At 55.7% G+C, this 23,861-nt stretch carries 23 protein-coding genes, 4 tRNA genes and 1 riboswitch; of the genes, 18 read left to right on the forward strand and 9 right to left on the reverse strand.

From position 1 onward, the window contains the following. Positions 1 to 3: 3 nt before the first annotated feature. Positions 4 to 855, reverse strand: a complete 852-nt coding sequence (thiM, locus tag ACXM2N_RS01555; RefSeq protein WP_458489356.1) for a hydroxyethylthiazole kinase — start codon at positions 853 to 855, stop codon at positions 4 to 6. Continuing rightward, positions 849 to 946: riboswitch (TPP riboswitch) on the reverse strand. Its footprint overlaps the gene before it by 7 nt. Positions 947 to 1,251: 305 nt before the next feature. On the opposite strand from thiM, the gene hemL reads away from it, so the two are divergent. The 5 genes from hemL (at position 1,252) to ACXM2N_RS01580 (ending at position 6,363) form a co-directional block, all read left to right on the forward strand. Beyond that, the gene (hemL, locus tag ACXM2N_RS01560) at positions 1,252 to 2,574 is read left to right on the forward strand and encodes a glutamate-1-semialdehyde 2,1-aminomutase (protein WP_458489358.1); all 1,323 of its coding nucleotides are present in this window, start codon (positions 1,252 to 1,254) and stop codon (positions 2,572 to 2,574) included. A gap of 66 nt (positions 2,575 to 2,640) precedes the next feature. Next, complete coding sequence (locus ACXM2N_RS01565; protein ID WP_458489360.1) at positions 2,641 to 3,249, forward strand: histidine phosphatase family protein; 609 nt, start codon at positions 2,641 to 2,643, stop codon at positions 3,247 to 3,249. Between the two features lie 9 nt (positions 3,250 to 3,258). Then, positions 3,259 to 3,873, forward strand: a complete 615-nt coding sequence (locus ACXM2N_RS01570) for a TlpA family protein disulfide reductase (protein WP_458489362.1) — start codon at positions 3,259 to 3,261, stop codon at positions 3,871 to 3,873. Beyond that, on the forward strand, positions 3,870 to 4,688 hold the full coding sequence (locus tag ACXM2N_RS01575; protein WP_458489364.1) for a cytochrome c biogenesis CcdA family protein: 819 nt from the start codon (positions 3,870 to 3,872) through the stop codon (positions 4,686 to 4,688). The genes ACXM2N_RS01570 and ACXM2N_RS01575 overlap by 4 nt, the downstream gene beginning before the upstream one ends. A gap of 91 nt (positions 4,689 to 4,779) precedes the next feature. Beyond that, positions 4,780 to 6,363, forward strand: a complete 1,584-nt coding sequence (locus ACXM2N_RS01580; protein ID WP_458490951.1) for a cytochrome c biogenesis protein ResB — start codon at positions 4,780 to 4,782, stop codon at positions 6,361 to 6,363. Positions 6,364 to 6,422: 59 nt separating this feature from the next. Here the strand turns inward: ACXM2N_RS01580 and ACXM2N_RS01585 are convergent, their stop codons facing one another. Beyond that, positions 6,423 to 6,698 carry a hypothetical protein gene (locus tag ACXM2N_RS01585; RefSeq protein WP_458489366.1) on the reverse strand — a complete coding sequence of 92 codons (276 nt, stop codon included), beginning with the start codon at positions 6,696 to 6,698 and terminating at the stop codon, positions 6,423 to 6,425. Between the two features lie 404 nt (positions 6,699 to 7,102). On the opposite strand from ACXM2N_RS01585, the gene ccsB reads away from it, so the two are divergent. After that, positions 7,103 to 8,119, forward strand: a complete 1,017-nt coding sequence (gene ccsB / locus ACXM2N_RS01590; RefSeq protein ID WP_458489368.1) for a c-type cytochrome biogenesis protein CcsB — start codon at positions 7,103 to 7,105, stop codon at positions 8,117 to 8,119. Between the two features lie 58 nt (positions 8,120 to 8,177). Here the strand turns inward: ccsB and ACXM2N_RS01595 are convergent, their stop codons facing one another. Beyond that, on the reverse strand, positions 8,178 to 8,504 hold the full coding sequence (locus ACXM2N_RS01595; RefSeq protein ID WP_458489370.1) for a hypothetical protein: 327 nt from the start codon (positions 8,502 to 8,504) through the stop codon (positions 8,178 to 8,180). Between the two features lie 161 nt (positions 8,505 to 8,665). On the opposite strand from ACXM2N_RS01595, the gene ACXM2N_RS01600 reads away from it, so the two are divergent. Beyond that, positions 8,666 to 8,986 (forward strand): DUF4229 domain-containing protein, encoded by a 321-nt coding sequence (locus ACXM2N_RS01600; protein WP_458489372.1) that lies wholly within the window; start codon positions 8,666 to 8,668, stop codon positions 8,984 to 8,986. A gap of 50 nt (positions 8,987 to 9,036) precedes the next feature. Here the strand turns inward: ACXM2N_RS01600 and ACXM2N_RS01605 are convergent, their stop codons facing one another. From ACXM2N_RS01605 to ACXM2N_RS01620, 4 genes are all read right to left on the reverse strand, one after another. After that, positions 9,037 to 9,948, reverse strand: a complete 912-nt coding sequence (locus ACXM2N_RS01605) for a 1,4-dihydroxy-2-naphthoate polyprenyltransferase (protein WP_458489374.1) — start codon at positions 9,946 to 9,948, stop codon at positions 9,037 to 9,039. Between the two features lie 83 nt (positions 9,949 to 10,031). After that, entirely contained in the window at positions 10,032 to 11,120 is a 1,089-nt protein-coding gene (locus ACXM2N_RS01610) for an alpha/beta hydrolase family esterase (protein WP_458489376.1), read from the reverse strand. A gap of 112 nt (positions 11,121 to 11,232) precedes the next feature. Further along, positions 11,233 to 12,384 (reverse strand): o-succinylbenzoate--CoA ligase, encoded by a 1,152-nt coding sequence (gene menE / locus ACXM2N_RS01615; RefSeq protein ID WP_458489378.1) that lies wholly within the window; start codon positions 12,382 to 12,384, stop codon positions 11,233 to 11,235. Between the two features lie 311 nt (positions 12,385 to 12,695). Continuing rightward, on the reverse strand, positions 12,696 to 13,670 hold the full coding sequence (locus ACXM2N_RS01620; protein ID WP_458489380.1) for a 1,4-dihydroxy-2-naphthoyl-CoA synthase: 975 nt from the start codon (positions 13,668 to 13,670) through the stop codon (positions 12,696 to 12,698). Between the two features lie 41 nt (positions 13,671 to 13,711). On the opposite strand from ACXM2N_RS01620, the gene ACXM2N_RS01625 reads away from it, so the two are divergent. Beyond that, positions 13,712 to 14,746 (forward strand): o-succinylbenzoate synthase, encoded by a 1,035-nt coding sequence (locus ACXM2N_RS01625; protein WP_458489382.1) that lies wholly within the window; start codon positions 13,712 to 13,714, stop codon positions 14,744 to 14,746. Positions 14,747 to 14,829: 83 nt separating this feature from the next. Here the strand turns inward: ACXM2N_RS01625 and ACXM2N_RS01630 are convergent, their stop codons facing one another. After that, entirely contained in the window at positions 14,830 to 15,435 is a 606-nt protein-coding gene (locus ACXM2N_RS01630) for a DNA-3-methyladenine glycosylase (protein ID WP_458489384.1), read from the reverse strand. 62 nt (positions 15,436 to 15,497) lie between these two features. On the opposite strand from ACXM2N_RS01630, the gene menD reads away from it, so the two are divergent. The 4 genes from menD to ACXM2N_RS01650 all read left to right on the forward strand — a co-directional run bounded on the left by menD (position 15,498) and on the right by ACXM2N_RS01650 (position 19,812). After that, positions 15,498 to 17,138, forward strand: coding sequence for a 2-succinyl-5-enolpyruvyl-6-hydroxy-3-cyclohexene-1-carboxylic-acid synthase (gene menD, locus ACXM2N_RS01635; protein ID WP_458489386.1), 1,641 nt, complete (start codon positions 15,498 to 15,500; stop codon positions 17,136 to 17,138). Next, positions 17,135 to 17,686, forward strand: coding sequence for a DUF3592 domain-containing protein (locus tag ACXM2N_RS01640; RefSeq protein ID WP_458489388.1), 552 nt, complete (start codon positions 17,135 to 17,137; stop codon positions 17,684 to 17,686). The genes menD and ACXM2N_RS01640 overlap by 4 nt, the downstream gene beginning before the upstream one ends. 198 nt (positions 17,687 to 17,884) lie before the next feature. After that, complete coding sequence (locus tag ACXM2N_RS01645) at positions 17,885 to 19,069, forward strand: glycosyltransferase family 4 protein (RefSeq protein WP_458489390.1); 1,185 nt, start codon at positions 17,885 to 17,887, stop codon at positions 19,067 to 19,069. Between the two features lie 50 nt (positions 19,070 to 19,119). Beyond that, positions 19,120 to 19,812, forward strand: a complete 693-nt coding sequence (locus tag ACXM2N_RS01650) for a demethylmenaquinone methyltransferase (protein ID WP_458489392.1) — start codon at positions 19,120 to 19,122, stop codon at positions 19,810 to 19,812. A 63-nt stretch (positions 19,813 to 19,875) separates the two neighbouring features. On the opposite strand, the gene ACXM2N_RS01655 is transcribed toward ACXM2N_RS01650, so the two are convergent. Next, positions 19,876 to 21,138, reverse strand: coding sequence for a geranylgeranyl reductase family protein (locus tag ACXM2N_RS01655; RefSeq protein ID WP_458489394.1), 1,263 nt, complete (start codon positions 21,136 to 21,138; stop codon positions 19,876 to 19,878). Positions 21,139 to 21,384: 246 nt separating this feature from the next. On the opposite strand from ACXM2N_RS01655, the gene ACXM2N_RS01660 reads away from it, so the two are divergent. The 6 genes from ACXM2N_RS01660 to secE all read left to right on the forward strand — a co-directional run bounded on the left by ACXM2N_RS01660 (position 21,385) and on the right by secE (position 23,781). Continuing rightward, entirely contained in the window at positions 21,385 to 22,419 is a 1,035-nt protein-coding gene (locus ACXM2N_RS01660; RefSeq protein WP_458489396.1) for a polyprenyl synthetase family protein, read from the forward strand. Positions 22,420 to 22,525: 106 nt separating this feature from the next. Continuing rightward, a tRNA-Tyr gene (locus ACXM2N_RS01665) sits at positions 22,526 to 22,610 on the forward strand. A gap of 199 nt (positions 22,611 to 22,809) precedes the next feature. Then, positions 22,810 to 22,882, forward strand: a tRNA-Thr gene (locus ACXM2N_RS01670). A gap of 38 nt (positions 22,883 to 22,920) precedes the next feature. Then, a tRNA-Met gene (locus ACXM2N_RS01675) sits at positions 22,921 to 22,992 on the forward strand. 141 nt (positions 22,993 to 23,133) lie between these two features. Continuing rightward, a tRNA-Trp gene (locus ACXM2N_RS01680) sits at positions 23,134 to 23,206 on the forward strand. Positions 23,207 to 23,460: 254 nt separating this feature from the next. Continuing rightward, positions 23,461 to 23,781 carry a preprotein translocase subunit SecE gene (secE, locus tag ACXM2N_RS01685; RefSeq protein WP_458489398.1) on the forward strand — a complete coding sequence of 107 codons (321 nt, stop codon included), beginning with the start codon at positions 23,461 to 23,463 and terminating at the stop codon, positions 23,779 to 23,781. Positions 23,782 to 23,861: the final 80 nt, after the last annotated feature.

Below are 23,861 nucleotides of genomic sequence, written 5' to 3' on the forward strand. Positions count from 1 at the left end.
CTCTTATGCGCTGGTGGAGGTGGCAGTGAACTGGCAGCGAGCTAGGATGTCTGAAGCGTCAAGTTCGGCTAGGGCGTCGAGCCAGGCAACGGCAAAAGATCCTGGTTTGGTTGCGTAGTTCTCGCCGGCTTTCTGCCCAGCTGCCTTGGTGTGGGCATGGGCAGCCACGATGGCTAGGTGCTCATCCAGCCCGGCAGTTTTTGCGGCACCGGCGTAACCTGCGCAGAGCGCACCCAGGAAGCAGCCAGTTCCAATGACTTGGGTCATCGTCTTATGGCCTCCCGCCACGAAGGTAACGCCAGCGTTGCTGACGATGGCATCACTTTCGCCCGAGATAGCCACCACGTGGCCGGTATGAGAGGCCAGTGTTTGCGCGGCTCCAATCACGTCATCAACGTGGTCCGTGGAGTCCACGCCACGCCCGCCAGCACCCTGGCCGGCAAGGGCGGCGATTTCGGATGCATTGCCGCGGATAACCCATGGGTTGTGAGTAAGGGCTTCATGGTAAAACTCAGTGCGCTCGCTTAGGCCGCCGGCAGCTACGGGGTCTAGCGCCCATGGGGTTCCCGCCTCATTCGCCCCCGCAATGGCTTCACGCATGCCTTCGTATTGGTGCGGGGTGGGGGTGCCACCGTTGATGATGACGCCACTTGCCGTCTTGGCGAAGGCACGGGATTCTGTGGGGGTATCGCACATAGCAGGCGAGGCGCCAGCAGCAAGCAGGGCATTGGCAGTTATCTGGGAAACTACTTCGTTGGTCAGGCACTGCACGAGCGGAGTCTGACGACGAAATTCAATGATGAGTTGGCCCACCTGGTCCAGATCGGACGTGGACAGGGCATGACGGTATGCCATGGAAAGAGGTATCCCTTCGCTAGTACTAACTAGAGCAGGTTCAATGGGTGTAATCTCAGCCCCTACTCTAGGGGCACCCCAACCTAGTTCTATATTCATTTTGGTTTACACAAGACATGGTAGACCCACCCAGCAGCCAACGCACCAGTTTTCCCACAAGATCTTGAGGCGGAAAAATTGTACTGGGGTCCTAGCTGGGCGTATGTCATTGTGATGATGAGGATTTTAATGTGAAAGAAAAGGCTGGGGTTATTGAATTGCGTTCATGACCTGCAGCAATCGCAAAGCCTGCCGTTTTGAGTGTCAAGACATCTCAGCTAACAGAGGTTGCAAAGGTGCTGGGTTTGTGTGACTGTCAAACTTTCGTTTTAGGTACGGTGTCTTACAATGGTGGGCATGACTGAACTAGCTAAGACCCCAACCTCATCCAATGTTGTGCGTTCCGCTGAACTTTTGGAGCGTGCACAGAAACTGATTCCAGGTGGCGTGAACTCCCCAGTTCGTGCGTTTGGTTCTGTTGGTGGTCAGGCTCGTTTCATTGAGTCTGCGTCGGGCTCTAAGTTGTATGACGTGGACGGCAATGAGTATGTAGATCTCTGCTGTTCATGGGGCCCAATGCTCAGTGGTAACGCGCGCCCAGAGATCAAAGAAGCGGTTATCAAGGCAGCTGAAAAGGGTCTGTCTTTTGGTGCGCCTTGTGAGGCGGAGCTCGAGCTGGCGGAGATGATCATTGACCGCACTTCCGTGGAGGAGGTTCGCATGGTGAACTCCGGCACGGAGGCCACCATGTCTGCCGTGCGCTTGGCGCGCGGTTTCACCGGTCGCGCGAAGATCATCAAGTTCGCGGGCTGCTACCACGGCCACGTGGACGCCTTGTTGGCGTCGGCAGGCAGTGGCGTTGCCACATTCGCTCTGCCAGACTCCCCTGGTGTGACTGGTGCGTCTGCGGCGGACACCATCGTTGTTCCTTACAATGACATCGCCGCTGTTGAGAAAGCTTTTGCTGAGAACCCCGGTGAGATCGCTGCCATCATCACTGAGGCTGCCGCCGGCAACATGGGCACAGTAGCGCCCCAAGATGATTTCAACGGCAAGCTGAAGAAGCTCGCGCACGATAACGGTGCGCTGTTGATCTTGGACGAGGTCATGACCGGTTTCCGCACCTCCTACTCCGGCTGGTACGGCGTGGATAACGTTGCAGGTGACCTCACCACCTTTGGCAAGGTCATCTCCGGTGGTCTGCCAGCCGCGGCTTTTGGTGGTCGTCGCGACATCATGGAGTACCTCGCGCCAAAGGGCCCCGTGTATCAGGCAGGCACCCTTTCCGGTAACCCGGTGGCCATGGCGGCGGGCAAGGCAAGCCTCGAACTGGCAGATGAAGCTGCTTATGACATCGTCCGTGCCAACGCGGATCGCTTGTCCGATCTGATTTCTTCCGCTCTCACCGCGGAGGGCGTTGCGCACCATATGCAGCGCGCGGCAACGTTCCTTTCCATCCGCTTCGGGGAGGAAGAGGGACGTAACTTTGAAGACATGCAGGCAGCGGATACCTTCCGTTACGCACCGTTCTTCCACACCCTGTTGGACAACGGCATTTACGGCCCGCCAAGCGTGTTTGAGACCTGGTTCGTCTCCACTGCGCTTACCGACGATGACTTCGCGCGCATCGAGGCGGCGCTCAAACCAGCGGCCAAGGCCGCAGCGGCGGCGGTGGCCTAGCCCACCGCATACAGCGCACCAATTCGAATCTTCCATGACCATCATCTGAGAAAGATCACGTAGGCAATGACCATCACCATCGTCCACCTTGTTCGCCACGGAGAAGTCCACAACCCGGATCGCATTCTTTATGGGCGTATCCCCGGATACCACCTGTCTACTCGTGGTGAGCAGATGGCGGAAGCGACCGCTAAATCCTTTGAAGGCCATGACGTAGCAGTCTTGCGAAGCTCTCCGCTGGAGCGTGCTCAAGAGACCTCCCGCCCAATTGCTAGGGTCACAGGATTGGATGTTGAGGTCGATGCCAACTTGCTCGAGGCAGGCAACCAGTATGAGGGGCTTCATGTGAAGGGCATCCGTTCTGACCTATGGAACCCAAAGCACTGGCCACTGATGAAGAATCCATCATTGCCAAGCTGGGGTGAGCACTACACGGACATTCTGGACCGCATGATGATTGCCATCCGTGATGCCAGGGCTGATGCTCGAGGTAGGGAAGCCATCCTCGTCAGCCACCAACTGCCCATCGTCATGGTGCAGCGATTCGCACAGGGCAAGCCCTTGGCCCACAACCCAGCTGCTCGCCGATGCGATCTGGCATCCGTAAGTTCCCTCGTCTTTGATGGTGAAGATCTGGTCGATTTCATCTACACCGAGCCAGCGCAGGCTATCTAGGAGATAAGTATGCGAAAGTATTCTGCCCGAAAAGCCGTCACCGCAGCAGTATCCGTGGTCGCGCTCAGCGCTGGCCTTGTTGCTTGCGGAGAAGACCAAACCGCAGGAACGGACGCCGTTGCCATTGGCGGAACCTTCCAGTTCTACTCACCAGAGGGCAAACAGGAGATCTTCTACGACGAGGCAGATCGTCAGCCACTCCAAAACGTTGAAGGCGAGTCCCTCATGGAGGAGGGCGCAACGGAGTCGATTGACAAATATGAGGGCCAGGTAGTGGTGCTCAACGCGTGGGGCCAGTGGTGCCCACCATGCCGTTCTGAATCCGATGACCTTCAGGAAATTCACGAGTACCTGCAAGAAAAGGATGCGGGCACCGTGTTGGGAATCAACGTACGTGACTACAACCCACAGATTTCCCGTGACTTCCTGGCCGACAACGGTCTGACCTACCCGAGCATCTACGACCCTCCATTTAAGTCCGCGGCAAGACTGGGTGGCCTGCCAGCATCGGTGATCCCAACCACCATTGTGCTGGATAAGCAACACCGTCCAGCGGCGGTATTCCTCCGTGAAATCACGGCGAAGGACATCATTGACGTGGTGGAGCCACTGATTAACGCATGATAGATCCCTCAGTTCTCGTGCTCGCCCAAGGGTTGGGTGAGCAGTTTGGTGAGATAACCCGCAACGGTCCTCTGTTTCTCGGTTTCCTCGCTGCCGCGCTCGCTGGTCTAGTGAGCTTTGCTAGCCCGTGCGTCATTCCGTTGGTGCCAGGCTACATCTCCTATCTTGCAGGTGTAGTAGGCGCTGAAATGGAGTATGGGAATGACGGTCCAGCTGTTGCCAAGAAGAGCAGGTGGCGTGTGGCAGGCGCAGCGCTACTTTTCATCCTCGGGTTCACCGTCGTGTTCATGTTGGCCACCGTTACCGTTTTCGGTGCCATCAGTGCGCTGACCCTGAATGCTGAGACGCTGATGCGTGTTGGTGGCGTTGTCACCATCTTGATGGGCCTGGTGTTCATGGGGGCCGTTCCTTTCCTGCAGAAAGAACATCGCTTCGCTCCGCAGCGGTGGTCAACCTGGGTGGGGGCGCCTCTGCTTGGTGGTGTCTTCGCCCTTGGCTGGACCCCATGTCTTGGCCCAACCCTCGCTGCCATCATTTCGATATCAGCGGGTACGGAAGGTATGACCGCAGCCCGGGGCGTGTTCATGATCTTGGGATACTGCCTAGGATTGGGGTTGCCGTTCCTGCTCCTCGCATTTGGTTCAGCCAAGGCGGCGTACGGCGTAGGATTCTTGCGCAGGCATTCGCGCACCATTCAGATCATTGGTGGTGTGATGATGATACTGGTAGGACTAGCCTTGCTCTCAGGTTTGTGGTCTTACTTCATCTCGTGGATGCAGCAGTTCACCACCACTTATGAGGGCTTCCTGCTCTAGGCTCGTTAGAAGTTCAACAACAATCTAAAAGGACAATCTTGTGAACACCGTGATCACCTCGCTGAAGAAAGCGTGGCATTGGCTCACCTCGATGCGTACTGCGTTGGTGTTGCTCTTCTTACTTGCCTTGGGAGCCATCCCGGGCGCACTGCTTCCGCAGCGTTCCCTGAATGAATCCAAGGTTATCGAATACATCGAGGTCAATGGCAAGCTTGCTGAGTTCTATGACAAGCTGCAGCTGTTCGACGTGTTCAGCTCCACCTGGTTTACTGCGATCTTTGTGCTCCTGTTCATCTCCCTGATCGGTTGCATCATTCCGCGTTCATGGGACCACTACAAGGCGATGAAGACGCCGCCCGTTAGAGCACCAAAAAACCTGCAGCGCCTGCCATTGCACGGTGAAGGCAGCGTGGAGAAACCGCTTGCGGAGGTTGAAGCAGACGTTCGCGCGGCGCTCAAGAAGTGGCATGTGGCGGAGTACACTCCGGAGGAAGACCGCGGCGGAGCACGATCCTTCTCCGCGGAGAAGGGCTACCTGCGCGAGTTCTTCAACCTAGTATTCCACCTGTCTCTCGTAGGCATGCTCGCCGCTATCGCTGTGGGCAGGTTGTTCTCATATGAAGGCCAAGTGATCGTGGTGGCCAGTGAAAAAGAGAACATGAACACTGAGTTCTGCAACACTGCGCTGGCTAACTATGACTCCTTCCGCGCGGGCCTAACCTTTGACGGCACCGGCCTCCACCCGTTCTGTTTTGAAGTACACAACTTCAAAGCTGACTATTTGCCAAACGGCCAAGCGGAGATGTTTACCTCCGAGATTTCCTACGCTGAGGGTGAGGATATTTATACCGACTCATCCACGTGGGAGGACTACACCTTGAAGGTGAACCACCCGCTGCGCGTAGCAGGTGACCGCGTCTATCTCCAGGGCCACGGCTTCGCACCTACATTCACGGTGAAGTGGCCAAATGGCGAAGAGCGCACGCAGACGATCCAGTGGCGCCCAGACGATCCAACATTCTTCCTTTCCTCTGGCGTGATGCGCTTTGATCCGCCAGCAGGCATGTACGAGGATCTCTACGAGCGCCGGCAGAACCAGCTGTCCATCCAGGGGCTGTTTGCCCCAACCGCTCAGTGGGACGGCGAGAACCAGGAGCTGCTGACCTCTCGATTCCCAGCGATGACTGACCCCGCAGTGGCAATCGATATCTACCGCGGTGACAACGGCCTTGATACTGGTGTTGGCCAGTCAATTTTCAGCCTTGATACCTCCTTGGTCCACTCCGGTCAGATGCAGAAAATCGAGCGCGTGAACCTCACCAAGGGTGAATCCGTCACACTCGATGACGGCACCGTGCTCACCTTTGAGGGTGCAGAAGAGTTTGCAAACTACCAAGTTTCCCATGATCCATCGCAGCTGTGGGTGCTCATGTTCACCATTCTTGGCCTAGGCTCCTTGGTTGGCTCCCTTTCCATTAAGCGCCGCCGAGTGTGGGTCCGCCTGCGTCCAGTAACGGATGGCGTTACCTACGTAGAGACCGGAGGCTTGGCTCGCACCGACCGCGCCGGTTGGGGCGAAGAATATGACCGTGTCCATCGCAGGATTCTGGGCCTTCCTGATCCGGATGACGAAGACGACATTGATGCGGACGAGGAAGAACTCGTCACCAAATAAGTAAAAGAAAGTGGCACCATGATCAACAAAGTGCATGGTGCCACTTTTGTCATTTCCGCTTAAGAAACCTCTGCCACGACGTCAGCGTTTGTAACGTAGCGCCGCACGAGGCGGTACCTAGCATTGGAAAGGCGACCAGCCATAGCGGGATCGCTTTCCATAGTGTGCTTGAACACCTCGAGCAGTTTGCGACCAATCTCCTCATTTGGGGCCCACGTGCTGCCCTCATTCCAATCGTCTGATTGATCATCGATGAATTGGACGAAGTAGCGAGCCTGCATAGGAATATCGCGAGGCGTTGCCGGTTCGGTAGGGTTATGGTCTGGTGTGGTCATATAACACGAATTTCCCAACTGAATACGTGAGTGCTTTCCCCATCCACCGTACGTAATGTAACCGGATTAGGGGGAAAAATAACGTGCGTGACAGTTTTAACACTTGTTCTCAATCTTTAGTTGTACCTTGAGTAGTAGTAACGGCCCAAACACGGTTATCCCAGCACACGGGCGTAAAAGTGGATGTGCGGAAATAAAGCATGGATGAAGGTATTGAAAAACAACGCATGAGCTGCGGATAATCGCAGCTGCGGTGCTGGTCAAAAGTGGGTGGATCTACTAGGGTTATCAAACGACTACGTGGCGCACCTATGTTTTGCGCCTTGTGGAAATAAAAACTGACCACACTGGGTTACGTTTTTAACGTACATCGCTTAAAGAGATATTGGGTAGAGAGCGCCTTTATGAATGTTGATAGTTCACTAGCAACACTGTCTGATACCGCCTACGGTTCAGCGTTCGTCATTTACTTCCTCGGATTGATCCTGTCTGTCGTGTACTACATGAAGGCACGTGACATTGTGGACATCAAACGCGAGCTGAACTTGGTGCGTAATCCTGAGCTGGTTGCCGCGGGAGGCGGAACCGTTGACTCTGAAGCACGAGGCGCTGCACTTGGTTCTGAATCCGAGCTTACTGAGAAGCTCGCCACCAAGGACGCTTCGGCTGAGAAGTTCGCAGGCATGGCGCAGATGGTGATTTGGGTGGGCATTATTGTCCACGCTGTATCCGCCGTTACTCGTGGTCTGTCCGCTGGCCGATTCCCGTTTGGCAATCTTTACGAGTACGTTCTCGTGATTTCACTGTGTGCCATGGTCACCGCGGCCTTCTTCCTGCAGCGTAAAGAGCTGCGCATTATGTGGCCCTGGGTCCTTACCCCGATCCTGGCATTGTTGTTCTTTGGCGGTACCAAGCTCTACGCTGACTCCGCACCGGTTGTTCCCGCGCTACAGTCCATGTGGTTCCCCATCCACGTTTCTACCGTCTCAATTGGCGCATCGATCGGCATGATCTCAGGCGTTGCCTCTATTCTTTACCTGATCCGTATGAGCCAGCCGCGTGGCGAGGAAAAGGGATTCCTTGGTGCGCTGGCTAAGCCAATGCCGTCCGCGAAGCTGTTGGATACTATCGCTTACCGCACAGCCATTGTCACCGTACCGGTATTCGGCTTGGGCATCGTATTGGGCGCAATTTGGGCTGAGTCTGCCTGGGGTCGATTCTGGGGCTGGGATCCTAAGGAGACCGTCTCCTTCATCACGTGGATCCTTTACGCCGCATACCTCCACGCTCGAGCTACGGCTGGTTGGCGTGACTCCAAGTCCGCGTGGATCAACATTGTTGCGCTAGCAACTATGGTCTTCAACCTGTTCTTCATCAACATGGTGGTATCGGGCCTGCACTCTTACGCTGGCTTGAACTAAGCACCACCAAAACAGAAGTGGGCGATCACCTTCCTAGGTGATCGCCCACTTCCATTTTTTAGTGAGTCTGGTCTGTTGGGGGCTCAGGGTCCTTAGGTTCGGACTCTTTACCTTCCTCATGCGGCTGTGGCGATTCGTACTTGCGCCGCGCGCGGCGGATCCGTTCTTGCTCTTGCCTTTCGGCTTCTTCTTGAGCGCGCCGCTTCTTAAAGCGGTTCTTCTCTAGTTCCCACAAGAAGTTTTCATCATCGTCTGGCCCCTTGATCTGCTGCTGACGTTGGGCCTCGAGCTGCTGGCGATTCTTGCTCCATGTTCCAGGCCCAAAAGCCTTCCACACCAAGACAATGGCTGCGATGAGGAGAATGAGCAAAATGAGACGACCCATGCGGCTGGACACCTTCCCAAAAGTTGAAGAATATGAAAACACCAATCTAAAGTCCCAGAGTACCCAAAATGCAATCGCCGTGGCCTGCGGAATGTGGGAACGGATTTTTGGTGACTTATGTGCTGTTTTATTTACACTAAAATCGCAGTATTGTTGGCAAGGTGAGTGGAAATATTAACGCCCAAGAGCCAGTGGTAGATACCAACGTCCGAGACCGTGCCTACAAAGCCGTCATCGCCTACGGCCTCGCCCGCCTAGGGTTATTTCTAGGTCTCACGATTGTTATTCAGCTCATTGCTATGGCCATCAATGCACCGGTTCCGGTTCTTATTACGGCCACGTTGGCCTTGATTGTGGCGCTGCCTCTGTCCATGTTCCTGTTCAAGGGGTTGAGGGTTAAAGCTACCCAGTCATTGGCGCAATGGGATGCTCAACGTAAGGCCCACAAACAGTGGGTTAAGTCCGAGTTGGCCAACCGCTAAGCGCGCAAAAAGCACCCTGCACAATGTAAGTGCAGGGTGCTTTCTTAATCTTAGGAACCAAGGACGAGCCCGATGGTAGTGAGAACAGCCCACAACGCCATGGCCTTGCCGGTAGCCCCTAAGACCGGTATCAGTTCCTTGCCTTGGGCACCTTTGCGCACAGGTTGTGCGGCGATCCACGCCAGAGGAGCGCTCAAGAATCCAAGGAGCGCCCACGGGGTGGCGCCAACTGCCAGGGCGATAGAGGCGAGCACCGGAAGAAGGACCAAAACTAGGTAAAGCGTGCGGGTATTGGTATCTCCCAAACGCACTGCAAGGGTGATTTTTCCTGCCTCTTTGTCCGTGGGTATGTCACGCAGGTTATTAACCAGATTAACGCCGGCTGACATGGAACCTACAGCAATGGCGCACAGTAGACCCACCCACGTAATGCGGCCTAGTTGGGTGAACTGAGTGCCCATAACTGCTATTAGACCGAAGAATATAAAGACGGCCACTTCACCAAGACCGCGGTAACCGTATGGGTTTTTGCCACCTGTGTAGAACCAAGCGCCAAGGATGCAGATGGCTCCCACCAAGATTAACCACCAAGAGCTCAGCAGGGATAGCGCAATGCCGAAGATAGCTGCTGCACCAAAAGCGATGAAAGCAGCGCGTTTAACAGAAGCCGGAGTAGCCAGTCCTGATCCGGTCAGGCGGAGGGGGCCTGAGCGATCTTCATCTGTGCCGCGGATGCCATCAGAGTAGTCGTTCGCGTAGTTCACGCCCACGATCAGTGACCAGGAGACAAGCGCCGCGAGAATGGCGTGAAGAGGCTTGAAACCATCATGAAATGCTGCCGCACCCGTTCCCACGATGACGGGTGCAAAAGCATTGGCCCACGTATGAGGGCGAGCGCCTTCGAGCCAATCGGCGAAAGTGGCGTTACCGGATGCGTGTGAAGAGGTATCGACAAAAGACATAGAACCCATTATCTACCCAGCGGTACAGAATGAGAAAACGCCGCCTCACCTAAAGCGAGACGGCGTGAACGTGAAGCAGATTATTACTTACGCTGGTGGTACAGGAAGTTCCATACTTCTTGGGAAGCGTCAGGGGTACGGTTCCAAGTGTGGTCCTGTGGGTTGGTGATCAGCTGCAGGTCTTCTCGGGAGCAGCCATATACGTGGCGCTTGCCGCCTGCAATGTTGGTGATCCGCGGAGCTGGGTTACAACCGTTGCGGCGGATGTAGCTAGCAAGAAGAGTACGGATTGGCAGGTATGGCTTGCCACCGTGGCGAGCACCACCGTTGAACTTCATCATGGTGTCACCCGTTCCGTGCATGATGAGGAATGGGATAGGTTCGTTGCGGCAGTTCATGTTCACTGGGTTGTAGAACGCGCCACCGACTGCGGCAACGCCAGCGAAGATATGAGGAAGGTGGCAGGCGACAACAGCGGTCATGCCTCCGCCGTTAGAGTGACCAGTTGCGTAGATGCGACGACGGTCGATGTTGTAAGTACGGTCGAGCTCGTCGATGATCTGAGTGACAAACTTGATGTCTTCGCCTGGGCGAACGACTGCGTATGGGGCGCCTTCCCAGCCGTGGTTGATGGATTCTGGGTAGACGCGGATTGCCTCGCGGTTCGCGCCGGTCTCATGCATACGGGAGTAGCGTCGGAAGTTTTCTGGGCTATCGCGCCAACCGTCAAAGCCGAACAAAACTGGCGCTGGGCGCTCAGGATTGTAGTGGGTAGGCATGTTGATGATGTAGCGGCGATTACGTCCAGATGAGGTTGTGTAGACGCTCATGCTTCCGCCGTTATTGATGCGCGGTGCAGGCTTTGCGTTCGGGTTTCCAGCTGGGATCTTCGTTGTAGCTGGCTTCGGTGCAGCAGGCTTTGGTGCGCTAGATCCTGGGATATTGACGTTCGGGATATTGATTTGAGGCAGCTGAACCTGCGGGAGCTTCACCTCAGGCAGTTTGATATCGGAAGAACTTGGGATAGGTGGCAGCTGCACGTTAGGGATTTGTGCAGTAGCGGCTGGTGCTGCGGTAGCCACGCCTGCGACGGTGGCAACAGCTACGGACATGGTTAATGCAGTGCGTGAGGCTGCTTTAAGGGAGGCAATGAGGGTACGTTTAATTTTCACAGAAGTAACATTAGATTCGGATATTTTCTCTCGTCAAACGCTCACATGCGCATTCCCCCCACCTAGGCTTTACTTTTGGAGCAGAAAATTTAGCCTGCTTGATGGGCTTTAATTAGTTCGCTAGGTCGTGGAAAAGGCCAATAACCTTCTGTCGATCCACCTTGCCTGGCCCTGCTAATGGCAAAGCATCCACGCGTCTAACTTCCTTTGGCAGTTGCCAACGCGGAAGATCATCGAGTTCCTCAATGATTGCAGTGGGATCGGCGGTGCCTTCATACGCGGCCACGATGGCCTGGCCAAGGCGATGGTCTGGTATGCCTACTACGCACGCGGCGGTGACCGTCGGTAAGTCTGTCATGCGACGTTCCAACATTTCGGGGTGAATCTTCAACCCGCCGGAATCTATTACGGTGTCCATTCGGCCGGTAACAGTCAAGATGCCGTCGTTCAGTGTGCCGGTGTCCGTGGTGGCGAACCAGCCTTCTTCACTAAAAGCATCGTTAGTCCGTAACGTATCGGCGTTGCGGTAACCCTGCGCGACCATAGGGCCACCAAGGTAAATTCGCTCACCTCTCACGCGTACTTTCGCGCCGGGGATTGGCTTGCCGTTATACACGCAGCCTCCGGAGGTTTCGGAGGAACCGTAGGTGGAGACTACCTTGATGCCAAGTTCCCTAGCCGCGCGCTGATCATCGGCGCGCAGGGGCGCGCCGCCCACCAGGATGGCGTCGAAAAGCCTCAGTGCCTCAATCCCCATGAGGGTGTCCATTGCCTTCAACAGCTGCATCGGGGTGAGTGAGGTGTAGCATCGCTTCGACTCGCTGCTGAGCTGGGCGGCGGCGTTGGCGAAGTCTGGGATGGAGAAGCCTTTGCTGACATCCACCACCATCGGATCTATTCCCGCAATGAGGCTTCTCAATAACACTTGAACGCCGGCGATGTGGTGAGCGGGCATAGCCAGCAGCCACGCGCCTTCACCGCCCAAGAATTGGTGGGTTGCATCAGCCGATGAGACGAGATTCAGCGGCGATAACATCGCGCCTTTGGGGGTTCCAGTAGAGCCAGACGTGGCCATGACCAGCGCAATATCGGAGTCGATGGGGAGACCAGCGCGCTGGGAGTTAAGAAGCTTCTTTGCGCGCGCTTCGTCGTTGTGGGGGAGCGGGAGGAGAGTGCGCTTGCCTGCGATTGCTTCCTCGAGGGCGTCAAGGAATGAGTCAATCTTTTCTGGATGGACAGTAAACGGTTCAAGCATGTGGCGCATAATCAGCAATCTTAAACCGAAGCGGGGCGTTTTAAGGGACTGGCGCACATGCGAGAAACGTGTTGGGTGGGGTGGTTCCGGTGCTGGGGTGCTGATTTGAAAAGGTTCGCCTCGCCCAAATAGTGAAGTTACTACACTGAATAGTGAGTTAGTGACAGTCCGCTCACCGCCTGCGCGTGCACTCCGGAACTTAGGGTGCGTGCAATGTATGTACGGCCCGGTATGACGTTGCTGGGAGAGCGGATGAAGAGGTCTGCTTAGGAACAAGGTGGGCGCTGCCACTACTAGTGACAGCGCCCAAGGAAAGTGCCTTAGTAGTAGTACGGGAACTCGTCCCAGTTAGGGTCGCGCTTTTCTAGGAATGCTTCCTTGCCCTCTACTGCCTCGTCGGTCATGTACGCCAAGCGGGTTGCCTCGCCGGCGAAGACCTGCTGCCCCATGAGCCCGTCATCAGTGAGGTTGAAAGCAAACTTCAACATGCGCTGTGCGGTAGGTGACTTGGTGTTGATCTCTCGTGCCATCTGGATGGCGTCATTCTCCAAGTCGCCGTGGTCAGAGACAATGTTCACGGCACCCATCTGCTGCATACGCTCCGCATCGTAGGTGCGACCCAGGAAGAAGATTTCGCGAGCGTACTTCTGGCCCACCATCTTGGCCAAGTAGGCGGAACCATAACCCGCGTCAAAGGAACCGACATCAGCGTCGGTCTGCTTGAAGCGGGCCTCCTGGCGAGAGGCGATGGTCATATCGCACACCACGTGCAGAGAGTGGCCGCCGCCGGCGGCCCAGCCATTGACCACAGCAATGACAACCTTGGGCATCGTGCGGATCAGACGCTGGACCTCCAAGATGTGTAGGCGGCCTCCTTCTACTTTTTCACGTGCGGTATCCACAGTAGATTCATCCGCTACGGCATCATCGTGGTTGTGCTCCGTGGCGTAACGGTAGCCGGAGCGGCCACGGATGCGTTGATCGCCACCGGAGCAGAACGCCCAGCCACCGTCTTTCTGGGACGGGCCGTTGCCGGTGAGGAGAATAGTGCCAACGTCTGGAGTGCGGCGCGCGTGATCGAGTGCGCGGTACAGCTCATCCACGGTGTGAGGCCTAAAAGCATTGCGTACCTCAGGCCGATCAAACGCAATGCGGACGATGCCAAACTCGCGGCCTTTTCCCACATGGCGGTGATAGGTGATGTCCGTGAGGTCCTCAAAACCCTCAACAGGTTTCCATAAATCGGGGTTAAATGGGTTGTCAGTACTGTAGCTGCGTGCAGGTTCTTTGCTCATGTGATCAATAGTAACGATCTTGGGGCCCTAGACTGGTTTCCATGACTTCTTTCCCTGCCCCAAGTTTGGACGACTTCCTTTCCCGCTCCCACGTGGTGAGCTTGCCCATGCGGGTAAAATTCCGCGGAGTAACTACGCGTGAGGCCCTAGTAGTGGAGGGGCCCAAGGGTTGGGGAGAGTTCTCACCGTTTTTGGAGTACGAGGCACCGGAGGCGGCGAACTGGCTGGCCTGTGCGGTGGAGATGGGCTGGCAGGGGGCTCCTGAACCGGTACGTGATCGCATTGAGATCAACGCGACGGTTCCGGCAGTCACTGCCAGTGAGGTAGCCGCGGTGCTGGAACGCTTCCCAGGCTGCCGAACCGTGAAGGTGAAGGTGGCGGAGAAAGGCCAGACGCTCGCTGAGGACATTGCCCGAGTCGCTGCGGTCCGTGAGCTTGTGCCAAATGCGATCGTCCGTGTGGATGCTAACCGTGGCTGGAGTGTTAAGGAGGCTCTTGAGGCTGCAAAGCAGCTGGGGCCGTTGGATTACATGGAGCAGCCATGCTGGAGCGTGGCGGAACTGAAAGAGCTACGACAGCTTCTTGTCCGCAACGGATTGTTTGTGCGGGTTGCTGCTGATGAGGCGATTCGTAAGGCGGAGGATCCTTACCTCGTGGCGCGTGAGAACGCGGTGGATGTTGCTGTGGTTAAGGCTGCTCCGCTGCGTGGGCCGCGAAAAGTGCTGCAGTTGGCTGAGTTCATGCGTGCGCGCGGGCTGGACATTACTGTGGCATCGGCTTTGGACACGGGTGTGGGCATGAATGCCGGAATTGCCGCGGTGGCGGCGCTGCCAAAGATGACTGACGACGAGGACTATGACGTGCCACCGGCAGCCGCAGGTTTGGGTACGCAGCGGTTGTTCGTGGAGGACATCACTGAGGACCGCCCGATAGTGGATGGACACATGGGCGTGGGCATGCTGGAACCGAGCCTTGATCGTCTTGATACCTTGGCTGCCTCGGCGGATCGTAAGGATTGGTGGTTCCAGCGAGTTGCGGAGTGCTGGCCATACCTTGAGCAGGGAGCAAAAAACTAATCTTTGAGTGGTTTTTTGACCACCGTAGTGCGTAAAAAGCGCACAAAGTTTAGATTTTTGTCCCAATCCCTAAACGGACTTGCCTACGGTTGCTCAGACGACCCATCCAGAGGAAAAGGCATCCCCACCCGAATGCTGTTTGGCCTAGAAACAGTGGGATTGCCAGCGAGCCAAAATCGCAAAGGGGCTTGGGCGTTCTTAGTTAAACCAATGCGTTTTCCCACAAGAATCTGTTCATCCTGTCGCGTCGGATGCTCGGCAAAGATGAATTCTGGGCCAGTGATAGGTGCGCCGTTATGCCGGCGGTGGAGGTCTAACACTTTTCCAAGATTGCCTGGACCTTGCGCCAGACGATGGTGGGGAACATCGCCACGGCGGGTATGAGCGATATCCAAGCCCTCTATGACTTCGGCAGCCCGCAACAGCACTCCCTGCCCGTTGCCGAGTGGGGCGCACACAATATTTCCGGCGCGGTGGATCCCGTAGGAGGCATAGACGTACATGTGGGCAGGTGGGCCAAACATGGCCCTGTTGGAAACCGTCTGACCTCGGAAGGTGTGAGAGCCTTCATCATCAGCCCCTGTGTAGGCTTCAACCTCCGTCAATCGGATTGTCACGCCAGCATGCGTGAGATAGCAGCCAAGCAACTGCGGCGCCACCACAGCAGCGGAAGCGGAAAAATCGATCATGCAAGCCAGCATAGATGCCACCGCCTAAACCCGAACTTGCTAGGGGCACTAAACTATGTGCCATGACTGATTCACCTGAGCTTGCACGCCTTGTAGCGAAAGAACTAGCCCGCCACCTCACTGACGTTGTGATCTGCCCCGGCTCTAGGAATTCGCCACTGAGTTTGGCGCTTCTTGCTCGTGATGACATCCGCGTTCACACTCGTATTGATGAGCGCAGCGCTTCCTTCCTTGCACTAGGTATGGCGCGTTTTTCCAAGCGCCACGTAGGTGTGGTCACTACCTCTGGTACTGCTGTGGCTAATTGCGTGCCCGCGATGGTTGAAGCATCACATTCGCACGTGCCGTTCGTGATGATCTCAGCGGACCGTCCGGAACACCTGATCGGCACCGGTGCCAACCAGACCATTAATCAGCAAGGCATCTTTGGCACTGCGGTGGCCACCACGCAGATCAGCGCTCAGACGCCTAACGCGGAAAGCATCATCGCTGAGGCGTTCACTAAGCAGCAGGTCCATCTCAACGTGGCGCTGGATGTGCCGTTGGTTGAAGAAACCCTCATGACTATCGCGGATACCGATGCGGTGGAAAAACAAGCACCATTCGGCCTAGCCAATCCCGTGTTGGTTAATCACGGTGAGGTAGAGCTGGACCTTACTAGACGCACGCTCGTCATCGCCGGCGATGAGGCATGGGAGGTTCCTGGGCTTGAGGATGTCCCTGCTATCGCGGAGCCAACCGCGCCAGCTCCGTTCCACCCAGTGCATCCGCTGGCTGCCAGTGTCTTCGCCCGCCAGCAGGTTTCCGCCGAAGGTTACGTAGTTAACACTAAGCCAGAGCAGATCGTTGTGGTGGGGCACCCAACGCTGCACCGCGGGGTCAGTGCGCTGATGGAGGACGAGGAGATCGAGCTCTACATCCTCTCCCGGACCGAGACCGTCACCAACCCAGCGCGCCGGGAGGCGGTAGTTGGAACCACGGTCAAGGTGTCAGGAAAGCCTACGAAGGAGTGGCTGAAGATCTGCGATGCGGCGAGCGACCTTTCGGCTGAATCCGTCCGCGATGTGCTTTCCCAAGAGGAATTCGGTTTTACGGGTCTGCATGCTGCCGCGGCTGTGGGTGATACTGTGGCCACCAATGATTGTGTGTTCATCGGCTCCTCCAATCCGGTTCGTGATCTGAGCTTTGTGGGCATGCCTTTCGACGGCGTGGATACCTTCGCAGCCCGTGGTGCCGCCGGCATCGACGGCTCCATTTCCCAGGCCATCGGCATGGCCATTGCCAACCAATCTGAGCATGCCGACGAGCTTCGCCCGCCACGCTGCCTCGCCTTGCTCGGTGATGTCACGTTCCTTCATGACGTTGGTGGATTGCTCATCGGGCCGGACTCAGTACGGCCGGAGAACCTCACCATCGTGGTGGCCAATGATGATGGTGGCGGAATCTTTGAAACGCTCGAGGTAGGAGCAGAGGAGTACAAGCCATCCTTTGAGCGTGCTTTCGGTACCCCGCACGAGGTTGAGATCTCGGATCTTTGCGGTGCCTACGGTATCGATTACGTAGAAGCAACGGACGTAAAGAGCCTCATCGAGGCTCTGCAGGATACGCAAGATGCTGGTGGGTTTACCGTGATCGAGGCTCGTACTACCCGCGAGACTCGTCGTGCAATGCACCAAGCTCTGAGCAAGAAAGTCACCGTGTGAGTACTTCCGCCACCACTCAGGTCCCCATCTACCGCCCTGAGCGAATCAAAAGACGCATTCATCAGCTTCTGATCCTGATTTTTGCTTGCGCGATATTGGGGTGCTTGGGTATGGTGGGCGGTCCTGCAATCAACGATTACAAGATTGAGTCCAATCCAGGCCGTGCTTTGGCCCGAGTGGTGGATGTGAGCGATACCCGAGCAATCGTGGAGTTTCAGGATGATCAAGGGCGCTATCAACTGCCTCCGGAAGGAATTCTGTACCCGACCGACTTGGGTGAAGGACAGCGCGTATGGGTCAATTACGCTAGGGACAATGCCAACTTGGTCAAAGTTGAGGGCCGTCAATGGACGTTGGCCATTATCCCTGCGCTTTCTGTAGCAGCAGTGGCAACGTTCCTGTTTGCTTTGCTGTGGTGGTTAGTTGACTTGGTCACTGCGCGTTACATCCGCAGGCGAGTTGCGATGAATGATTTCACCGTCAGCCGAGGTGGCACGGTCAAAGTAACCACCATTGCACCGCGAACTAGAAAAGACGCATCTGATTAACGGGTGGTGAATCGCAGGCTGTGCGCCCTTGGACAGTGGGTTTCTGCCGCGCACGGCATTTTGAATCTGTAACACCTCAGATCAGCTGCCGGCGGGCGGTTAAACGCCGGCCGAGGTAACCGAATATTCGTTGAACTGTCATGAGCTCGCAAACTAAACTAAAGCTCGAATTTGTGTGAGGAGGATTGACTTTAAGCTATGCGCGTAGCAATCGTGGCGGAGTCTTTCCTACCCAACATCAACGGCGTCACCAACTCGGTCCTGAGGGTGCTGGAGCACCTCAAAGAACACGGCCATGAAGCACTGGTCATTGCCCCAGAATCACGAGACGCTCACCCCTATCACGATTACTTGGGATTCCCCGTAGTAGGCACGGCCTCCATAATGTTTCCACTGGTCAACTCGCTTCCTGTGGGAATCCCTCATGAGTCATTGGTTAATGAACTGCGGGCGTTCGAACCTGATGTTGTGCATCTGGCATCACCTTTTGTTTTGGGCGCTAGTGCGGCATTTTCGGCTCACCGCTTGGGTATCCCCACGGTGGGTGTCTACCAGACTGACGTCGCCGGTTTCTCTACGCGGTACAAACTCAAGGCATTCGAGAAGGCCTCGTGGGACTGGACCCGAACGATTCACAATAAGTGTGATCGAACCTTGGCGCCTAGTTCAGTAGCGGTGGAGGCTTTGCAATCTCATGGCGTGAACAACGTTCATCGCTGGGGTAGGGGAGTAGACTCTGCTCGATTCCATCCCGCAAAGAGAAGCGAGGCTCTCCGGCGTCGTTGGGATCCCTCCGGGACTAAGAAGATTGTTGGATTTGTGGGTCGCCTTGCCGCGGAAAAAGGAATAGCGCGGCTTGCACCGCTGGCTCAGCGTGAGGATCTGAAGCTTGTGATTGTGGGCAATGGTCCGCAGATGGCGGAACTGGAATCGTTGATGCCACAAGCATATTTCGCGGGTGCGCTCGGCGGCGACAATCTAGCAGCCGCGTATGCCAGCTTTGATGTGTTCGTCCATGCCGGCGAGTTTGAAACCTTCTGCCAAACCATCCAGGAAGCGCAAGCGGCCGGTGTGCCAACGATTGGGCCTAGGGCTGGGGGGCCCATTGATCTCATCATCCCCGGCCACAACGGTGAACTTCTCGAGGTTGCAACATTTGAGCGCGATGTAAGCGGTGCGGTTGATCGGGTGCTGGATCCTAGCGTTCATGAGCAGCTTCGAAGAAACGCTCGCCACGGGGTGGAGCATAAGACGTGGCATGCCCAATGCTCAATGCTCATGAAGCACTACCGCGAAGTAATTGATCAGGCGCCGGTTGCTCAGCCACGTAGCACTGACGTGTCTTCAGTATTCCGAGGGATCAGACACCTGCAACACCGCTAGGTGATCAGCGGGCTCGGTGCTTGACATGCAGTGTGAGTAGACTGAGATGCGTGTCTAAAGCAACCTTGGAGAAAATGCCCAAAGACGTGGCAAAGATGTTCGATGCCGTGGGTGAGAAATATGACATCACCAACACGGTTCTGAGCTTCGGCCAGGACCGCGTGTGGCGTCGCCGAACCCGCGAGCGCCTTGACCTCAAGCCTGGTGAGCTGGTGCTCGACCTGGCCGCCGGTACGGCCGTGTCTACTGAGGAACTAGCCAAGTCTGGGGCTTGGTGCGTGGCGTGTGACTTCTCCCAGGGCATGCTGGCTGCCGGTAAACATCGTGATGTGCCAAAGGTATGTGGTGACGGCATGAAGCTGCCTTTCGCTGACAATACCTTTGACGCGGTCACTATTTCTTACGGCCTGCGCAACATTCATGACTTCCGCGCAGGTTTGGCGGAAATGGCGCGGGTAACAAAACCAGGTGGTCGCCTCACCGTTGCGGAGTTTTCCACGCCTACCGTGCCGGTGTTCAAGACCGTATACAAGGAGTACCTCATGCGTTTGCTGCCACCAGTTGCGCGACTGGTATCGTCCAACCCTGATTCCTACGAGTACCTGGCAGACTCAATCCGTGCGTGGCCGAATCAAGAAGATCTGGCAAAGGCCATCAACGAAAACGGTTGGGAAAATGCTGGTTGGCAAAACCTTACGTTTGGCATCGTTGCACTGCATTCGGCCACCAAGCCAACAGTGTAATCTCCGCAGCTACATTTAATGGGCAGTGCCCGTAGAGAGAATTCTCTACGCGCACTGGCATTTCTAGCTCCAGAGCGGGGAGTCTTTCTTTATGGACTGCAACCCTCTGCCGGATAGCCTCCATGCGCGGGCGACCAAGTCTTTGTCCTCATCAGTGACAAGATTGCCCATGAGGCGTGCAGCAGCGGGCATCAAATACTTACCAAACGGCTTTCGCATTCCAAGCGGGCCAGCGAGTGGTAAGAACTGCGGGTAGGTGAGCAAGCGGGCGGCGGTGCGTGCCAGCATGAATGCCTCCCCGTAGTGCTCACGCAGTGTAAATGGCCACAACAGGGTGAGGTCTTTTCCGGTGTTGAGAAGCCCTACTGCTAGGGCTGCCGTTTCTAGGGCGTAGTCGATGCCCTCGCCATTGAGAGGATTCACGCACGCCGCAGCATCACCAATCAGAGCCCAGTTTCGGCCTGCCACGTTGGTCACTGCACCGCCCATGGGGAGTAGGGCAGAGGTGACCTTCTGTGGTTCGCCAAAGCCCCACTCTGTGCTTTGTTGGGAGGCGTAGAAATGCAGAAGTTTCTTCGTATTGATCTTGGCGGGGCGCTTGTCGGTGGAAAGTGCCCCGCAACCCACATTAGCTAGGCCATTTCCGAGCGGGAATATCCACCCGTAACCGGGCTGAATGCTGCCGTCCTGCGCCCTCAACTCGAGGTGGGAATGGATCCAAGGTTCGTTGGACTTGGGGGTTTCGCAGTAGGAACGGGCTGCGATGCCGTAGACCTCGTTCTTGTGCCATGTGCGACCTAGCAGTTTGCCAAAGGTGGACCGCACGCCGTCAGCTACGATCACAAACTTTGGTTGTACGGTACGGCCATCGGACAGTAACACCGATGTGATGCCATCGACCGCCGAGAGTTCTACGTCCTCGGCCCCCACGCCGCCCAGGAATGTTACTGCGTCCATTTCGCGCGCATGGTTGAGGAGGTAGGCGTCAAATTCGCTTCGGGCCATCGCTGAACCCACGGTGCCGAATGTGGAGTCAGGCCACGCGGCTGTGACGGATCCGCCAAATCCATGCAGTTTGAGGCCCAGGGATGTGTAGTTGTCTGTGATGTCCTTGGCTAGACCAAGCTTGTCCAGCTGATGAATAGCGCGCGGAGTAAGCCCATCACCACACGTCTTGTCGCGGGGAAAATCTGCAATGTCAACGATGAGGGTTTCCATGCCGCGCTGAGCGGCGTGAATGGCGGCGGAGGAGCCTGCTGGGCCGGCGCCCACGATGAGGAGCTCCGGGGTCAGGACGGACGAGCTGGTGTTTAGGTTTGAACTCACGTCACCTATTGTGGCAACAATGGGAGCAATTAAGCCACCTGAGGCTTGTAGTTGGTGGCTAAGTCAGCCGGGCAGGTAGGTTAGAGTGATCCAAAGTGGGTAGAAGTTACGGTTTTAGAACACTTAACGGCTAGAGTTGTACGGGGTATTGACTTCATTCCCTAGTGACATGAAGTTTTGTGAAGATTTCCTACTCGCTTGAAAATCCATTATTTAGGTCCAAGGTCAAAAAGAGGCTAGAAACGCATGAGCAACGTTGATAACGCGTCCCGTACTCAAGATACTGAGCGCACGGTAGGCGCCCAGGTTGATCTTGGTGACGCCGAACTCAACGCAGTGATTACTGAGGGCATGCAGCGCGTTGAGGAGAAGTTGCGCCACGAGCTGAGCCAGGGCGCTGACTTTGTTTCTGAGAAGGTCCTGCACCTCACCAAGGCTGGTGGCAAGCGTTTCCGCCCGATGTTTGCTCTTCTTGCATCGAACTACGGCACGTCTCCTCTATCTGATGATGTAATCAAGGCAGCGGTAGTTGTGGAAGCCACGCACTTGGCTACCTTGTACCACGATGATGTGATGGATGAGGCCGAGAAACGGCGCGGCGTTGAGAGTGCAAACTCCCGATGGAATAACTCCGTGGCTATTCTTGCGGGCGATATTCTTCTCGCTCACGCCTCCCGCATCATGGGAGAGCTGGGTGCTGAAACCGTCCTCCACTTTGCTGACACCTTTGAGGTGCTCGTTACCGGCCAGATGCGTGAGACCATTGGTGCAGGTAGCTCCAATCCCGTTGAGCATTACATGAAGGTGATTGAGGAGAAGACAGGCGTTCTCATTGCCACCGCAGGTTACTTAGGTGCTATGCATGCGGGGGCATCGCCGGACCACATTAAGGCGCTACAGGGATACGGCGCTGCGATCGGTATGGTCTTCCAGATCGTCGATGATTTCATTGATATCTTCTCTGACAGCCTTGACTCTGGAAAGACCCCAGGCACTGACTTGCGCGAGGGCGTATTCACCCTGCCAGTTTTGTATGCCTTGGAGGAAGATTCCCCTGTAGGTGACGAGCTCCGCAGTATCCTTACGGGTCCGCTTACCGACGACGCACAGGTCGCGCGCGTCCTCGAGCTGCTCTCTCAGTCTACGGGGCGCGAGCGTGCGCTCGCGGATGTCCGCCACTACCTGGCGGAGGCGGAGTCACACCTCGCTGCGCTGCCAGACAACCCCACCACCGAGGCCCTGCGTAACTTGGCCAAATTCACCGCCAGCCGCGTGGGTTAAAAACGCAAAAATACTTCCGTCAGCACGCCGCAAAAAGCCCTGTGGCGTGCTGATTTGTAGGTTACCTAGGTGTGTGTTGTACAGTTATTAGCGCACCAAGGTGCACGCCAGGTTGCCCGAGCGGCCAAAGGGAGCGGATTGTAAATCCGTCGGCATTGCCTACAGAAGTTCGAATCTTCTACCTGGCACCAGCTAGACCCTCTCCATTGTGGAGAGGGTCTTTTTCGTTCCTGTGCGATTAACCTGAGTGTGAAATAGAAGACACGATAAAGGGCTGAAATTTCTGTGTTGTGCAGGGGATTTGTGAAAAACTAGGCTTTGGGTTAATCTTTACAAGGCTTCAACGGAGCGGCGCGGATAAATCCACGCTAAGTATTCTCTTGATGCTGTGCCCCCTTAGCTCAGTCGGCAGAGCGTTTCCATGGTAAGGAAAAGGTCGACAGTTCGATTCTGTCAGGGGGCTCTGTTCTTTTTCACTGCTTAGTCGGTGGAATTGATCGGGGCGGTGTAGCTCAGTGGTAGAGCAAGCGACTCATAATCGCTGTGTCGCGAGTTCAATTCTCGCCATCGCTACTTTTAAGAAATGCGGGCGCCAAATGAACATTCATTAGGCGCCTTTTCTTAAAACAGTTACCGGTTCGGACAATTACTCCAAGAGGGAGTGTGTCTGGTAGAGTAGCGCCAGTACCTTTTGTAAGGTGCTGACAATTCAATAGGGGCGTAGTTCAATTGGTAGAGCAACAGTCTCCAAAACTGTAAGTTGCAGGTTCGAGTCCTGTCGCCCCTGCAAAACGAAAACGCTGGTCTCACTCTTGAGGCCAGCGTTTTTCCTTTTTTGGATGCACGTTGGTGCTGGTAGTTTCTGAGCGGGGTTATATTTATCCTGCGAGCTTTGCTATAGTCGTAGCGTTGTTATCAGGCATGAATCCATGCCTTCATCTAGATCTCCTTGCCGCCGGATCGCGGTGAGCAGCAAACTTAGCGCAATGCGCCACAACTGTGGCCCATTGAGATCTTTTTACTGAAACTTTTAGGAGTACCGTGACTGAGGATAAGCCAGAGAAGGTGAGCGCCGCGCGCCCAACCGGCAAGCGTCAGTTGGCGGGTGTAAGTACCACGTCCACTTCCTCCTACGAGGCGAAGAACGCTGTCGCAGTTGACGGCGATGAGAAGAAGGGGAACAAGGTTACCTCCTTCCTGCCTGAAGTTGTTGAGGAAATGAAGAAGGTTATCTGGCCCACCGCCAAGCAGATGGTTAATTACACCATTATCGTCTTCGCTTTCTTGATCCTCATGACCGCACTTGTGGCGGGTGTAGACTTCTTGGCTGGCCTTGGAGTTGAGAAGGTACTGACTCCCTAGCTAGGATGTAAAACAACAAACACTATCCCGCCGAAACCTCAACAAGGTTCGGCGGGATAAAAATTTTGTGTTACTGGATT

Source organism: Corynebacterium sp. ZY180755, assembly GCF_054331495.1.

Coding starts and splice junctions, on each gene's coding strand:
- thiM (WP_458489356.1), bottom strand. CDS start 855: ATGGCATACCGTCATGCCCTGTCCACGTCCGATCTGGACCAGGTGGGC.
- hemL (WP_458489358.1), top strand. CDS start 1,252: ATGACTGAACTAGCTAAGACCCCAACCTCATCCAATGTTGTGCGTTCC.
- ACXM2N_RS01565 (WP_458489360.1), top strand. CDS start 2,641: ATGACCATCACCATCGTCCACCTTGTTCGCCACGGAGAAGTCCACAAC.
- ACXM2N_RS01570 (WP_458489362.1), top strand. CDS start 3,259: ATGCGAAAGTATTCTGCCCGAAAAGCCGTCACCGCAGCAGTATCCGTG.
- ACXM2N_RS01575 (WP_458489364.1), top strand. CDS start 3,870: ATGATAGATCCCTCAGTTCTCGTGCTCGCCCAAGGGTTGGGTGAGCAG.
- ACXM2N_RS01580 (WP_458490951.1), top strand. CDS start 4,780: ATGCGTACTGCGTTGGTGTTGCTCTTCTTACTTGCCTTGGGAGCCATC.
- ACXM2N_RS01585 (WP_458489366.1), bottom strand. CDS start 6,698: ATGACCACACCAGACCATAACCCTACCGAACCGGCAACGCCTCGCGAT.
- ccsB (WP_458489368.1), top strand. CDS start 7,103: ATGAATGTTGATAGTTCACTAGCAACACTGTCTGATACCGCCTACGGT.
- ACXM2N_RS01595 (WP_458489370.1), bottom strand. CDS start 8,504: ATGGGTCGTCTCATTTTGCTCATTCTCCTCATCGCAGCCATTGTCTTG.
- ACXM2N_RS01605 (WP_458489374.1), bottom strand. CDS start 9,948: ATGTCTTTTGTCGATACCTCTTCACACGCATCCGGTAACGCCACTTTC.
- menE (WP_458489378.1), bottom strand. CDS start 12,384: ATGCGCCACATGCTTGAACCGTTTACTGTCCATCCAGAAAAGATTGAC.
- ACXM2N_RS01620 (WP_458489380.1), bottom strand. CDS start 13,670: ATGAGCAAAGAACCTGCACGCAGCTACAGTACTGACAACCCATTTAAC.
- ACXM2N_RS01625 (WP_458489382.1), top strand. CDS start 13,712: ATGACTTCTTTCCCTGCCCCAAGTTTGGACGACTTCCTTTCCCGCTCC.
- ACXM2N_RS01630 (WP_458489384.1), bottom strand. CDS start 15,435: ATGATCGATTTTTCCGCTTCCGCTGCTGTGGTGGCGCCGCAGTTGCTT.
- menD (WP_458489386.1), top strand. CDS start 15,498: ATGACTGATTCACCTGAGCTTGCACGCCTTGTAGCGAAAGAACTAGCC.
- ACXM2N_RS01645 (WP_458489390.1), top strand. CDS start 17,885: ATGCGCGTAGCAATCGTGGCGGAGTCTTTCCTACCCAACATCAACGGC.
- ACXM2N_RS01660 (WP_458489396.1), top strand. CDS start 21,385: ATGAGCAACGTTGATAACGCGTCCCGTACTCAAGATACTGAGCGCACG.